This is a genomic window from Enterobacter cloacae complex sp. IR53030, from assembly GCF_049238365.1.
Lineage (GTDB): Bacteria > Pseudomonadota > Gammaproteobacteria > Enterobacterales > Enterobacteriaceae > Enterobacter > Enterobacter kobei.
Window position 1 is genome coordinate 178,849 of sequence record NZ_JBMKHA010000004.1, and the last position, 13,438, is coordinate 192,286.

Below are 13,438 nucleotides of genomic sequence, written 5' to 3' on the forward strand. Positions count from 1 at the left end.
GAAACGAGGGATTTCTGTCAGCAGGCGAGCAAAATGCCATGCTCCTTGAGTTGATAAAAGGCCGCTATGCGGCCTTTTTCTTTTCTTTACAATGTATCAACATCTTACCAGAGATGCGAATTACAGGTATTCAACCTTGATAATTTCGTATTCCACTTCACCGCCGGGCGTGCGAATGGTAACAACATCATCCTGCTCTTTGCCAATCAGGCCGCGAGCAATCGGAGAGTTCACGGAAATCAGGTTCTGTTTGAAGTCTGCTTCATCATCACCCACGATGCGATAGGTCTGCTCTTCGTCGTTGTCCAGGTTCAGCACGGTCACGGTTGAACCAAAGATCACACGCCCATTGTTAGGCATCTTGGTGATATCGATAACCTGCGCATTGGACAGTTTTGCTTCGATATCTTTGATACGTCCTTCACAGAAGCCCTGCTGCTCACGCGCCGCGTGGTATTCAGCGTTCTCCTTCAGGTCGCCATGCTCACGCGCATCCGCGATAGCGGCGATAATTTCAGGGCGACGAACGGATTTCAGGAAATCCAGCTCTTCGCGCAGTTTTTCGGCACCACGTAAGGTCATCGGAATAGCTTGCATTTGTTATACCTCTTAAACATTCCTGTTGGGAGCAGTGTTCCCTGCCCCTGCCCCCCTAAGCGGGCAAGAAGCAAAAAGAAAACCGACCCGGGAGCAACGCCCCAGGTCAGCAGCAATTTTTCAATTTGATACGCATTTTACCGCGAAGTTCACTATGGGTCATCGTTTACTTTGCAGTGCTATGCACCGTAGTATGACGGTTTGTTTTCGGGTTGTTAGCGCGAGATTATGCGATTTTCCAGATTTATCATCGGATTGACTACCAGTATAGCGTTCAGCGTTCAGGCCGCGAATGTTGATGAGTACATTAATCAGCTACCCGCAGGTGCTAACCTTGCATTGATGGTGCAAAAGGTCGGGGCGCAGACGCCAGAGATTGACTATCACAGTCAACAGATGGCGCTGCCTGCCAGTACCCAAAAGGTGATCACGGCCCTCGCCGCGCTGCTTCAGCTCGGCCCTGACTTTCGTTTTACCACCACGCTTGAGAGCAAAGGCAACATTGAGGGCGGTGTACTGAAGGGCGATCTTATTGCCCGTTTTGGCGGCGATCCGACCTTTAAGCGCCAGGATATCCGCAATATGGTGGCGGTGCTGAAAAAATCCGGTGTGACGAAAATCGAGGGTAACGTGCTGATCGACACCTCGATTTTTGCCAGCCATGATAAAGCGCCAGGCTGGCCGTGGAACGACATGACGCAATGCTTTAGCGCACCACCCGCCGCCGCGATTGTTGACCGCAACTGCTTTTCAATTTCCCTTTACAGCGCGCCCAAACCGGATGATTTAGCGTTTATCCGCGTGGCATCCTACTACCCGGTGACCATGTTTAGCCAGGTGCGTACGCTGGCCAAAGGCTCCCCGGATGCCCAGTATTGCGAACTGGACGTGGTGCCTGGCGATCTTAACCGTTTCACGCTCACCGGCTGTCTGACCCAGCGCGCCGATCCCCTGCCGCTGGCCTTTGCGATACAAGATGGCGCGAGCTACGCGGGCGCCATTCTGAAGGATGAACTGAAGCAGGCAGGCATTAGCTACTCCGGTACGCTGCTCCGCCAGACGCAGGTCAACCAGCCCGGAACGGTCATCGCCAGCAAACAGTCGCCTCCGCTGCACGATTTGCTGCGAATTATGTTGAAAAAGTCTGACAACATGATTGCTGATACGGTGTTCCGCATGATCGGCCACGCGCGTTTTGGCGTGCCGGGAACCTGGCGCGCGGGCTCAGACGCTGTGCGCCAGATCCTGCGCCAACAGGCGGGAATCGATCTAGGTAATACCATTGCTGTCGATGGTTCCGGATTATCGCGTCATAATTTGATCGCACCGGCAACCATGATGCAAGTGCTTCAGTACATTGCACAACATGACTCTGAGCTAAACTTTATTTCAATGCTGCCGCTTGCCGGGCATGACGGTTCTCTGCAGTATCGCGCCGGGCTTCACGCGGCCGGCGTAGATGGCAAAGTATCCGCTAAAACAGGTTCACTGCAGGGCGTTTACAATCTTGCAGGGTTCATCACGACCGCCAGCGGACAACGCATGGCCTTCGTACAGTATCTTTCCGGCTATGCCGTCGAACCGACCGATCAGCGCAACCGTCGTATTCCGCTGGTTCGCTTCGAAAGCAGGCTTTATAAAGACATTTATCAGAATAACTAGCGATGAAACTACTCATAGTTGAAGATGATCTGTTATTGCAGGAAGGACTCGCGCTGGGGCTTGCCAACGAAGGGTATGCTCTGGATTGTGCCGGTACCGCGGCAGAGGCGGATTCCCTGATCCAGAGCGGCGAGTACAGTCTGGTGATCCTCGATTTGGGTTTGCCGGACAAAGACGGCGCGACGCTGCTCACCCAATGGCGTCGGCGCGGCATCGCTAACCCGGTGTTGATCCTGACAGCACGCGATGCGATTGAAGATCGTATTACCGGCCTCGATGCTGGCGCAGATGACTATCTGGTGAAGCCCTTTGCGCTCGCAGAACTTCAGGCCCGCGTGCGGGCGCTTATCCGGCGCTATCAGGGGCACAGCGATAATCTGCTGACGGACGGCGACATCACGCTCAATCTGCAAACCCAGCAGGTACTGCGTCAGTCCCAGCCCGTTGAAGTGACCCCAAAAGAGTTCGCCCTCCTGACCCGCCTGATTATGCGCAGCGGGCAAACGGTGCACCGTGAAACGCTGCAACAGGACATTTACTCCTGGCAGGACGATCCCGGCTCTAACACCCTGGAAGTCCACATCCATAACCTGCGTCGCAAGCTTGGCAAAGACCGGATAAAAACCGTCCGCGGCGTTGGCTATCGTCTGGAGAGCCAGAAATGAACAGCATGCGTCGGCGATTAATGGTGTTGCTGGCGGTCATTCTGTTATTTTTCCAGCTGATAAGCGTGATTTGGTTGTGGCATGAAAGTCGTGAGCAGATTGGCTTTCTGGTGAATGAAACGCTGTCTGCAAAAGCCCGCAATAACCATGTCGAAAAAGAGATCCGCGAGGCGATTGCATCTCTTCTGGTCCCTTCCCTGGTGATGGTCAGTTTCACTCTGCTGTTTTCATTCTGGGCGGTCACCTGGATAACCCGGCCTCTGAATAAACTCCGCGACAGCCTCGCTAACCGTTCGGCGGATAACTTAACGCCGCTGCCTATGTATTCCGACATGGAAGAAATAGGCGCCGTTACCACCTCTCTCAACCAGCTACTCGCCAGGCTGGACAGTACCATTCAGCAGGAGCGTCTCTTCACCGCAGACGCCGCCCACGAACTGCGAACGCCACTGGCCGGGATCCGGCTTCATCTGGAGTTAATGGCGCAGTCAGGCTCTCCGCAGGCGACAACGTTAATCAGCCGTATCGATCAGCTCATGCATACCGTTGAACAACTGCTGATGCTGGCCCGTGCCGGACAGGCGATGGCGAGCGGTCACTATGAGACCATCAACTGGACGGACACGATCATCACGCCCCTTGGTCTTGAGCATGAAGCCAAAGAACATACGGTGATATGGCCGGCCAAAAGCACCCTTACGGTGCAGGGTGACGCGGTGCTTTTGCGACTGATGCTGCGTAACCTGCTGGAAAATGCCGGACGTTATAGTCCACCAGGCACAACAATCACCGTGGCACTAACCGAGGTTGCGGGAGGTACTCTGGTCAGCGTGAGCGATCAGGGGCCCGGCATCGATGAAGCACATCGACAGTCGATCACCGAGCCGTTCCGTCGGCTTGATCAGCGCTACGGCGGTAGCGGCCTGGGCCTGAGTATCGTACAGCGTATCCTGCAACTCCACCGCGGTAAGCTGGCGCTGGAGAACGGTGCTGAAGGCGGCCTGATAGCAAGCTGCTGGCTCCCCTCAACGCTGGAATAAAAAAAGCCCCCGGAATGGGGGCTTTAGACAGATATCAGTGCTTGTAGATGAACTCGACACCTTCTTCGTCGTCTTCATCCCAGTCATCGTCCCAGTCGTCTTCCTCTTCCGCTTCCAGCTCTTCGAGCTGCTGACGGTGGTAGTCATCCCACATGAATTCGACTTTTTCTGGCTGTTTCGCTTCTTCAGCCTGAACGACCGGGTTTTCGATGATAAAGGTCATCACGTCCCAGCAGAGGTCTTTCACGCCAACCTGGCTTGCCGCGGAGATCAGGTAGTATTTATCTTCCCAGCCCATCGCTTCAGCAATCGCTTTAGCTTTCGCTTCCGCTTCCGCTTTATCCATCAGGTCGATCTTGTTGAAGACCAGCCAGCGCGGTTTAGACGCCAGTTTTTCGCTGTATTTTTCCAGCTCACCGATGATGATCCGGGCATTTTCAACCGGATCGGAACCATCAATAGGATCGATATCAATGAGGTGCAGCAGTACGCGGCAACGCTCAAGGTGTTTCAGGAAGCGAATGCCGAGACCGGCACCTTCCGCTGCACCTTCGATCAGACCCGGGATGTCAGCAACAACGAAGCTCTTCTCGTTATCCATACGGACAACACCCAGGCTCGGTACCAGCGTGGTAAACGGATAGTCCGCCACTTTTGGTTTCGCCGCAGAAACCGCGCGAATAAAGGTCGATTTACCGGCATTTGGCATACCCAGCATGCCCACGTCTGCCAGGAGCATCAGCTCCAGCTGCAGATCGCGCTTATCGCCCGGCGTACCCATCGTTTTCTGACGCGGAGTACGGTTAACGGATGATTTGAAGCGGCTGTTGCCCAGACCGTGCCAGCCACCTTTTGCAACCATCAGGCGCTGACCGTGTTTGGTCATGTCACCCATGGTTTCACCGGTGCCCTGGTCAATCACGCGCGTACCAACCGGCACTTTAATGGTCACGTCTTTACCGCGTTTACCGGTACAGTCGCGGCTCTGACCGTTCTGACCACGTTCAGCGCGGAAGGATTTTTCGAAACGGTAGTCGATCAGCGTGTTGAGGTTCTCATCCGCCTCCAGCCACACATCACCACCATCCCCGCCGTCGCCGCCATCCGGGCCACCTCGAGGAATATATTTTTCACGGCGGAAGCTCACGCAACCGTTGCCGCCATCACCAGCCACAACCAGGATCGTTGCTTCATCAACAAACTTCATTTTACTCTCCGTAACTCATTCGCCTGAGCGGGGACCGCTTCATTTTTGCGCCAACGTCCCCAAAGACGATGACCAATGGCGGAATACATCGCGCCCGCAACCACGACAAACGCACCGAGATAGCCCAACAGGTTGAGCATCGGTCTGACGAAGACATCGGGCCAGGCCATTGATAACAAATCTGAAAATAACAGGGTAAACAGCGGAGTCAGCGTGATCAATGCGCTAACCTGTGCTGCCTGCCAGCGCGCCATTGCTTCAGCAAGCGCGCCATAACCAACCAGCGTGTTAAGCCCACAAAAAATGAGGCACGCCAGCTGCCAGTCGCTCAGCTGGGTAATGACACCCGGCTTTGCTAACGGCAATAATGCAACTGTACATAAAGTGTACAGCAAAAAAAGGATCTGCTGTGAGGCCAGGCGCCGCAATAACACCTTTTGCGCGACGCCATAGCTTACCCAGACCGTAGCTGCTCCCACACCAAAAATCACACCCCAGGTGTAATCCGTCAGGCGGGTAAAAATTTCGATCAGGCTGGTGTTAAAGAACATCACCAGACCACACAGCAACATGCTCGCCCCGATAATCTGCGTCCCACGCATCTTCTCCTTGAGGATAAACACGCTGGCGACCATCATGCCCACAGGTGAAAGCTGACCAATCACCTGTGACGCTGTAGGGCTAAGATACTGCAGAGAAGAGCTGAACAGGATGAAGTTACCAAACAGACCGCCCGTCGCGATAGCCAGCAGCACCAGCCAGCGCGGTTTGCGGAAAAGTCGCAAAGGCGGAAGCTTACCTTTGATAGCCAGAATGGCGCCGAGGCCGATGCTTGCCATCAGAAAGCGATAAAAGACCACCGTAGGCGGCTCCATCACTTCCAGTACTTGCTTCATTGCAATTGGCAGCGCACCCCAGCACATTGCGGTCGTGAGCGCCAAAAGAATACCAATGCCGGCCTGCTGCTTCATGCCCGTTTTCCCTACAGAAAATTTTCCGGGTTTCCAATGTAAAAAGCCCCGCAACACGTTGCGGGGCTTTAATCCGTTACCGGACCGAGAAAACCTTACTCAGCAACGATGCTGATGTATTTACGGTTGTTCGGGCCTTTAACTTCAAATTTCACTTTACCGTCTGCTTTAGCAAACAGAGTGTGGTCACGACCGCAACCTACGTTGTTGCCAGCGTGGAATTTGGTACCACGTTGACGAACAATGATGCTACCCGCCAGAACGGATTCGCCACCGAAACGCTTAACGCCCAGGCGTTTAGCTTCTGAATCGCGACCGTTACGTGTGGAGCCGCCAGCCTTTTTATGTGCCATTTAAATCTCTCCTCAGGTCTTAGGCGCTGATGCCAGTAATTTTCACATCAGTGAACCACTGACGGTGGCCCTGCTGCTTACGGTAGTGTTTACGACGACGAAACTTAACGATTTTAACTTTCTCGCCACGACCGTGAGCAACAACTTCAGCTTTGATAACGCCGCCATCAACGAAAGGAACGCCGATTTTGACTTCTTCACCGTTTGCGATCATCAGAACTTCTGCGAACTCAACAGATTCGCCAGTTGCGATGTCCAGCTTTTCCAGGCGAACGGTCTGACCTTCGCTTACTCGGTGTTGTTTACCACCACTTTGGAAAACCGCGTACATATAAACTCCGCTTCCGCGCACATCCTCGTATGATTCAGAGTGCGCTATAAATATTCACAATAGGGCGCGAATATTACGCAAAACGCGAGCCTTTGACAAGTGCTACCATCAATACATGAAGAAAAAAAACACAACACGTACGGTAACGTTTATCTGAGCCGTTTTTTCAGTACAATCAGCACTACTATTGATAAACCGAAACCCTTCGTTACCCCATTGAAGATGGGATCAACAGGATGAAAAGCCCGGCTTTTGCGATGAATTTAGAAAAAATCAATGAGTTAACCGCGCAAGATATGGCGGGTGTGAATGCAGCAATCCTGGAGCAACTCAACTCTGACGTTCAGTTGATCAATCAGTTGGGCTATTACATTGTCAGCGGCGGCGGTAAACGCATTCGCCCGATGATTGCCATTCTGGCTGCCAGAGCCGTTGGCTATCAGGGAAATGCCCACGTCACGATCGCCGCACTGATCGAATTTATTCACACAGCGACGCTTCTGCATGACGATGTTGTGGATGAATCCGATATGCGTCGCGGTAAGGCCACGGCCAATGCCGCCTTCGGTAATGCCGCCAGCGTTCTGGTCGGGGATTTTATCTATACCCGCGCCTTCCAGATGATGACCAGCCTGGGCTCGCTGAAAGTGCTGGAAGTGATGTCAGAAGCCGTAAACGTCATCGCTGAAGGCGAAGTGCTGCAGCTGATGAACGTCAACGATCCGGATATTACTGAAGAAAACTACATGCGCGTCATCTACAGCAAAACAGCGCGCCTGTTTGAAGCGGCCGCGCAGTGCTCCGGCATTCTGGCTGGCTGTTCTGAGGCTCAGGAAAAAGGGCTCCAGGACTATGGTCGCTATCTGGGGACAGCCTTCCAGCTGATTGATGATTTGCTGGACTACAGTGCGGACGGCGAAACGCTCGGCAAAAACGTGGGCGATGACCTGAACGAAGGCAAACCGACCCTGCCGCTGCTGCATGCGATGCGCAACGGAACTGAAGACCAGGCGAAAATGATCCGTGAGGCGATCGAACAGGGAAATGGTCGCCATCTTCTGGAACCGGTACTGGAAACTATGGCGATCTGCGGTTCACTGGAATGGACGCGTCAGCGTGCCGAAGAAGAGGCTGATAAAGCCATCGCTGCCCTTCAGGTTATTCCAGACAGCCCGTGGCGTGATGCCCTTATTGGCCTTGCCCACATCGCTGTTCAACGCGATCGTTAATCCTTTCACACCTCCCCGTTTCCATCGCGGGGAGGTTCTAAAACACCCCAGTAAATTCCGTATTCATGTAAATTCATCGGTTTAGAGACCGCATGAATAAAGGCATGTCTTATTCTGAATATCCCTTCAAGTAACGCGAACTTTTTAGAACAAGAGTTTGAAATGGGTATAGTAAGCCAGTCGTTTCAGAAGAAACGGCGTAGGTGAATCCGCACTTAAGGACAGCGTTATGGATACGAAATTTATCGACTGGCATACGGCAGATATCATTGCGGCACTGCGCAAAAGAGGGACGTCACTGGCAGCAGAGTCCCGCCGCCATGGTCTGAGTTCTTCCACCCTGGCCAACGCCCTGACCCGCCCCTGGCCAAAGGGAGAATTAATTATCGCGACGGCGCTGGAAACGCACCCGTGGGTGATCTGGCCCTCGCGCTACCACGATCCCATTACCCATGAATTCATCGACAGAACGCGCATGATGCGCCAGAGAAAGTTAAAGAAAGAACCACAGGAATAACGCGCTTTTTAGCAGGAACAGCAACCCCCCGGTCATCTCTGGCAGGGGGCTGCCGGAACGATTACTCGCCCTTCACACGCTCGATATTGGCACCCAGCGCGCGCAGTTTGTCTTCGATACGCTCATAACCACGATCGATGTGGTAAATACGATCCACCACCGTAGTACCTTCCGCAATACACCCCGCCAGCACCAGGCTTGCAGACGCACGCAGATCGGTTGCCATCACCTGAGCACCTGACAGTTTCTCCACGCCGTGGCAAATCACGGTATTGCTCTCGATCTCAGCATGCGCACCCATACGGATCAGTTCCGGTACGTGCATAAAGCGGTTCTCGAAAATGGTCTCTGTGATGAAGCCTGTCCCTTCGGCAACCAGGTTCAACAGGGTGAACTGCGCCTGCATGTCCGTTGGGAACGCCGGATGCGGCGCCGTACGTACATTGACCGCTTTTGGACGCTGACCGTGCATATCGAGGCTGATCCAGTCTTCGCCGATTTCGATATCCGCGCCTGCATCACGCAGTTTCGCCAGCACCGCATCCAGGGTATCAGGCTGCGCGTTGCGACAAACAATCTTACCGCCAGAGATCGCTGCGGCCACCAGGAAGGTGCCAGTTTCGATACGGTCGGGCAGAACGCGATACACACCGCCGCCCAGACGCTCAACGCCTTCGATGGTGATACGGTCAGTACCCTGGCCGGAGATCTTCGCCCCCAGCGCCACGAGGAAGTTGGCAGTATCCACAATCTCAGGTTCACGCGCGGCGTTTTCGATGATGGTCGTGCCGTCTGCCAGCGTTGCCGCAGACATGATGGTGACGGTTGCGCCCACACTCACTTTGTCCATGACAATGTGCGCGCCTTTCAGACGACCGTTGACGGAGGCTTTAACGTAACCTTCTTCCAGCTTGATCTCAGCGCCCAGTTTCTCCAGACCATAGATATGCAGATCAACCGGACGCGCACCGATGGCGCAACCGCCCGGCAGTGAAACCTGACCCTGACCAAAACGCGCCACCAGCGGGCCAAGTGCCCAGATGGATGCACGCATGGTTTTCACCAGATCGTAAGGCGCAGAGAAGTTGTTCACGTTGCTGGCATCGATCCAGACGGAACCGTTACGCTCAACTTTCGTGCCCAGCTGGGTGAGCAGCTTCATGGTGGTGTCGATATCTTTCAGCTTCGGTACGTTCTGAATTTCTACCGGCTCTTCCGCGAGCAGCGCAGCAAAGAGGATTGGCAGCGCGGCGTTTTTCGCGCCAGAAATTGTGACTTCGCCCTGGAGACGCGTTGGCCCCTGTACACGAAATTTATCCATTGTGTGCTCTCTTATAAATTCAACCGTCCTGCGGGCCTGTCGCCCTCAGCTCAAAAACCGTTTAGTTTGCGATCGCGTGCCCACTCTTGCGGGGTGAACGCTTTAATCGACAGGGCGTGGATGCGGTTATCCGCAATATATTCCATCAGCGGCGCGTACACAGCCTGCTGTTTCTTCACACGGCTCATACCGTCGAACATCTCACCCACAGCAATAACCTGGAAGTGACTGCCATCGCCAGTGACGTGGGCTTCCTGAAGGGAGAGTGCATTCATCAGCACTGTCTGGATTTCATGATTTTCCATGGGTTCTTAATCATCTGATAGTGAAAACAAGCCCAACATCTTAGAGCAAAGTGGCGTCGTCTTAAACAAGCAAAAAGCCCCGACGATGAAACTGTCAGGGCTTTCGGAAGTAACGCACTGAAAATATTAACGAGGCAGGACGTCCGGAGGCAAATTGTAGAGTTGGGCAAGGGTAACGACATTATCGCTCGCGCCATGAAGCCTGACGCTTGTCCCCTGCTTTTTCCCCACAGCGACCAGATGGGCGAGCAGCGCAACACCTGCCGTATCCACCCGCGTGACGTCGGTTAAGTCGATGAGCGTCACGCCCTGCATCGCGTCGTGGCGTTTATCCCACAGTGGGTTCAGCAGGTCCTGATCAAGTTCACCGGACAGCTTTAACGTCTCACCTTCACGCGACCAGCTGAGTTGCTGCGACATTACTTTTTCTCGTCCAGAGTAATTTTCTGACGCGCAATAGACTGCAGTTGCGCGGTCAGGCCATCAATACCTTTGGTGCGCAGCAGGTCACTCCACTCGTTCTGTTTGGTGGTGATCATGCTTACCCCTTCGGCAATCATGTCATAGGCCTGCCAGTGCCCGGTCTGGCTGTTTTTACGCCACTGGAAATCCAGGCGCACCGGTGGACGGCCGTTAGGATCGTTGATCGTCACGCGGATAGGCACAATGGTGGCATCACCCAGCGGCTGCTCGGGAGCAATCTGATAGGTCTGGCCGTGGTACATCGCCAGCGCCTGACCATACGCCTGTTTCAGGTATTCACGGAACGCAGCAAAGTAGGCTTCACGCTGCGCAGGCGTCGCATCTTTGTAATAACGTCCCAGCACCAGCGCACCAGCATATTTGATCTGCACATAGGGCAGCAGTTCCTGGTCTACCACGTCACGCAGATAATCAGGATTCGCGCGAATTTTTGGCTGTTCGTTTTTGAGACGGTCGAAGGTTTTCTTCGCAGCTTCGTCCATCAGTTTGTACGGGTTGCTTTGATCCGCAGCATGAGCCGCAGTCAGGGGAGCAATGACCAGCATGGCAACCATTAACAGTCGTTTAAACATGAATGACTTCTCCTGAATTAATTCGTCGCACCTGGGGTCGGCGCAGCGTTGGTATGGTCTTCACTCTGCGCAGGGGCATCGTCAGACTTTTTATCATCCCCTTTACTGTTGTAAAGGAACTGACCAATCATATCTTCCAGCACCATCGCGGACTTCGTATCCTGGATAACGCTACCGTCTTTAAGGATAGTCGTTCCAAGCTCAGGGTCTTCAAAGCCAACGTTGAGCGCCAGGTATTGCTCTCCCAGCAGGCCGGAAGTACGGATTGACAGGGAGCTGGTGTCCGGAATGTGGTTGTAACGCTCTTCGATATCCATCGCAACGCGCGGCAGATACGTTTTCTCATCAAGCGTTATGTCTGATACACGCCCGATAACAACGCCACCAATACGCACCGGTGAGCGCGCTTTCAGGCCGCCGATATTATCGAAGGTGGCATAGACACGGTATGTCGGCTCGGTGCGCACTGAGGTGATATCCGCCGCTCGCAGACAGATAAACAGTGCGGCCAGCAGCGCCAGCAGCAGAAACACGCCGACCCAAATTTCATTTTTTCTCGTTTGCATGAACTCAATTCCCAAACATCAGTGCGGTGAGCACAAAATCCAGACCCAGTACGGCCAGCGACGAATGTACGACAGTACGTGTAGTTGCACGGCTAATGCCCGCCGACGTCGGAATGGCATCATAACCATTGAACAAGGCGATCCAGGTGACCGTAATGGCAAATACCACGCTTTTAATCAGGCAGTTAACCAGATCCATTCGCAGATCGATGGCATCCTGCATGGCGGACCAGAAGAAACCGGCATCAATGCCTTTCCAGTGGACCCCCACCAGCGAACCACCCCAGATCCCCACGGCGACAAACAGAATAGTCAGTAGCGGTAACGAGATCACCCCCGCCCAGAAACGCGGAGAGATGACCCGACGCAGCGGGTCGACCGCCATCATCTCCATGCTGGAGAGTTGCTCGGTGGCGCGCATCAGGCCAATTTCTGCCGTGAGTGCTGATCCTGCACGACCGGCGAACAGCAGCGCCGCCACAACCGGCCCCAGTTCACGCAGCAGTGAGAGCGCCACCAGCATCCCGAGGCTGGTTTCCGCACTGTAGGTGGTCAGAACGAGGTAGCCCTGCAGCCCCAGCACCATACCGATAAACAGGCCGGAGACAATGATGATGAGCATCGACAGCACACCGACATTATAAAGCTGCCGCACCAGCAGAGGCGCGTGCTTGCGAAACTCCGGCTTGCCAACCAGCGCGTTGAATAACATTAATCCGGCACGCCCGAACGTCCTGATGGTTTTTATGCCACGGTGTCCAAGGGCGGCCAACGCATTTAACAGCATGAGTGGCTTAACTCCCTAATCCCAGTAAATCGTCACGATAATCGCCCGCCGGGTAGCGGAACGGTACGGGCCCGTCAGCAATACCATCGAGGAATTGCCGCACGCGCGGATCGCAATTTTCCTGAAGCGCCTGGGCGCTGCCGTGTGCGACGATCTTTTTGTCCGCCACGATATAGGCGTAATCGGCAATGCTCAACACTTCCGGTACATCGTGAGACACCACAATACAGGTTACGCCGAGCGCGCTATTTAGTTCAGAGATAAGCTTCACCAGCACGCCCATCGTGATGGGATCCTGTCCGACAAACGGTTCGTCGAACATGATTAAATCGGGTTCTAATGCAATGGCTCGCGCCAGTGCGGCACGTCGCGCCATCCCGCCAGACAGTTCTGAAGGCATCAGTTTGGCAGCCCCCCGCAGACCGACAGCTTCAAGCTTCATCATCACCGTGCTTTTCAGCAGTTCAGGCGGCAGGCTGGTATGTTCTCGCAGCGGATAAGCCACGTTATCAAAGACGTTCATGTCGGTGAACAGCGCCCCCGACTGAAAGAGCATACTCATACGTTTGCGGACAGTATACAGGCGCGAGCGCGACATCTCCGGGATGTTTTCGCCATCGAAGAGGATTTCACCGCTGTCAGGTGGTATCTGCCCACCAATAAGGCGCAGAAGGGTCGTTTTACCGATCCCGGACGGCCCCATGATGGCGGTAATTTTGCCACGCGGTACGGTCAACGAAATATCATCGAATATCAATCGATTACTACGCGAGAAACTCACACCGCGGACATCGACTAAATTCGCCATCGTTTGGCTCATTTATGGTTCCTT

At 54.1% G+C, this 13,438-nt stretch carries 17 protein-coding genes; 5 read left to right on the forward strand and 12 right to left on the reverse strand.

Annotated features, from left to right (window positions below; translation table 11 throughout):
- Positions 1 to 120: 120 nt before the first annotated feature.
- A complete protein-coding gene (gene greA, locus ACOTXR_RS06160; RefSeq protein WP_014171793.1) occupies positions 121 to 597 on the reverse strand; it encodes a transcription elongation factor GreA in 477 nt (158 codons plus the stop codon).
- 228 nt (positions 598 to 825) lie between these two features.
- Here greA and dacB point away from each other — a divergent pair, with 228 nt between their 5' ends.
- From dacB to pmrB, 3 genes are read left to right on the forward strand one after another with little or no spacing between them, the layout of a single operon-like run.
- A complete protein-coding gene (gene dacB, locus ACOTXR_RS06165) occupies positions 826 to 2,259 on the forward strand; it encodes a serine-type D-Ala-D-Ala carboxypeptidase (RefSeq protein ID WP_014885378.1) in 1,434 nt (477 codons plus the stop codon).
- Between the two features lie 2 nt (positions 2,260 to 2,261).
- Positions 2,262 to 2,924, forward strand: coding sequence for a two-component system response regulator PmrA (pmrA, locus tag ACOTXR_RS06170; protein ID WP_014885379.1), 663 nt, complete (start codon positions 2,262 to 2,264; stop codon positions 2,922 to 2,924).
- Positions 2,921 to 3,964 (forward strand): two-component system sensor histidine kinase PmrB, encoded by a 1,044-nt coding sequence (gene pmrB, locus ACOTXR_RS06175; RefSeq protein WP_023331397.1) that lies wholly within the window; start codon positions 2,921 to 2,923, stop codon positions 3,962 to 3,964. Before pmrA ends, pmrB begins: the two co-directional genes overlap by 4 nt.
- Before the next feature lie 34 nt (positions 3,965 to 3,998).
- Here the strand turns inward: pmrB and cgtA are convergent, their stop codons facing one another.
- The 4 genes from cgtA to rplU all read right to left on the reverse strand — a co-directional run bounded on the left by cgtA (position 3,999) and on the right by rplU (position 6,826).
- Positions 3,999 to 5,171 (reverse strand): Obg family GTPase CgtA, encoded by a 1,173-nt coding sequence (cgtA, locus tag ACOTXR_RS06180; RefSeq protein ID WP_014885381.1) that lies wholly within the window; start codon positions 5,169 to 5,171, stop codon positions 3,999 to 4,001.
- Positions 5,168 to 6,142 (reverse strand): DMT family transporter, encoded by a 975-nt coding sequence (locus ACOTXR_RS06185; RefSeq protein WP_014885382.1) that lies wholly within the window; start codon positions 6,140 to 6,142, stop codon positions 5,168 to 5,170. Before ACOTXR_RS06185 ends, cgtA begins: the two co-directional genes overlap by 4 nt.
- A 95-nt stretch (positions 6,143 to 6,237) precedes the next feature.
- On the reverse strand, positions 6,238 to 6,495 hold the full coding sequence (gene rpmA / locus ACOTXR_RS06190) for a 50S ribosomal protein L27 (protein ID WP_004385076.1): 258 nt from the start codon (positions 6,493 to 6,495) through the stop codon (positions 6,238 to 6,240).
- A gap of 19 nt (positions 6,496 to 6,514) precedes the next feature.
- Positions 6,515 to 6,826 (reverse strand): 50S ribosomal protein L21, encoded by a 312-nt coding sequence (gene rplU, locus ACOTXR_RS06195; RefSeq protein ID WP_003025032.1) that lies wholly within the window; start codon positions 6,824 to 6,826, stop codon positions 6,515 to 6,517.
- Positions 6,827 to 7,083: 257 nt separating this feature from the next.
- Here rplU and ispB point away from each other — a divergent pair, with 257 nt between their 5' ends.
- Both ispB and sfsB read left to right on the forward strand, forming a co-directional pair.
- Positions 7,084 to 8,055 (forward strand): octaprenyl diphosphate synthase, encoded by a 972-nt coding sequence (ispB, locus tag ACOTXR_RS06200; protein WP_014885383.1) that lies wholly within the window; start codon positions 7,084 to 7,086, stop codon positions 8,053 to 8,055.
- Between the two features lie 229 nt (positions 8,056 to 8,284).
- The gene (gene sfsB, locus ACOTXR_RS06205) at positions 8,285 to 8,572 is read left to right on the forward strand and encodes a DNA-binding transcriptional regulator SfsB (protein WP_014885384.1); all 288 of its coding nucleotides are present in this window, start codon (positions 8,285 to 8,287) and stop codon (positions 8,570 to 8,572) included.
- A 61-nt stretch (positions 8,573 to 8,633) separates the two neighbouring features.
- Here sfsB and murA read toward each other — a convergent pair whose 3' ends face one another.
- The 7 genes from murA to mlaF all read right to left on the reverse strand — a co-directional run bounded on the left by murA (position 8,634) and on the right by mlaF (position 13,426).
- Positions 8,634 to 9,893, reverse strand: a complete 1,260-nt coding sequence (gene murA, locus ACOTXR_RS06210) for a UDP-N-acetylglucosamine 1-carboxyvinyltransferase (RefSeq protein WP_032635434.1) — start codon at positions 9,891 to 9,893, stop codon at positions 8,634 to 8,636.
- 50 nt (positions 9,894 to 9,943) lie between these two features.
- Entirely contained in the window at positions 9,944 to 10,198 is a 255-nt protein-coding gene (gene ibaG / locus ACOTXR_RS06215) for a BolA family iron metabolism protein IbaG (protein WP_008501458.1), read from the reverse strand.
- A 126-nt stretch (positions 10,199 to 10,324) separates the two neighbouring features.
- A complete protein-coding gene (mlaB, locus tag ACOTXR_RS06220) occupies positions 10,325 to 10,618 on the reverse strand; it encodes a lipid asymmetry maintenance protein MlaB (RefSeq protein ID WP_014885386.1) in 294 nt (97 codons plus the stop codon).
- Positions 10,618 to 11,253, reverse strand: a complete 636-nt coding sequence (gene mlaC, locus ACOTXR_RS06225) for a phospholipid-binding protein MlaC (protein ID WP_014885387.1) — start codon at positions 11,251 to 11,253, stop codon at positions 10,618 to 10,620. Before mlaC ends, mlaB begins: the two co-directional genes overlap by 1 nt.
- 17 nt (positions 11,254 to 11,270) lie before the next feature.
- Positions 11,271 to 11,819, reverse strand: coding sequence for an outer membrane lipid asymmetry maintenance protein MlaD (gene mlaD, locus ACOTXR_RS06230; protein ID WP_014885388.1), 549 nt, complete (start codon positions 11,817 to 11,819; stop codon positions 11,271 to 11,273).
- A gap of 4 nt (positions 11,820 to 11,823) precedes the next feature.
- Positions 11,824 to 12,606: a lipid asymmetry maintenance ABC transporter permease subunit MlaE gene (gene mlaE / locus ACOTXR_RS06235; protein WP_010436044.1), complete on the reverse strand. Its 783-nt coding sequence runs from the start codon at positions 12,604 to 12,606 to the stop codon at positions 11,824 to 11,826.
- 7 nt (positions 12,607 to 12,613) lie between these two features.
- Complete coding sequence (gene mlaF / locus ACOTXR_RS06240; protein ID WP_014885389.1) at positions 12,614 to 13,426, reverse strand: phospholipid ABC transporter ATP-binding protein MlaF; 813 nt, start codon at positions 13,424 to 13,426, stop codon at positions 12,614 to 12,616.
- Positions 13,427 to 13,438: the final 12 nt, after the last annotated feature.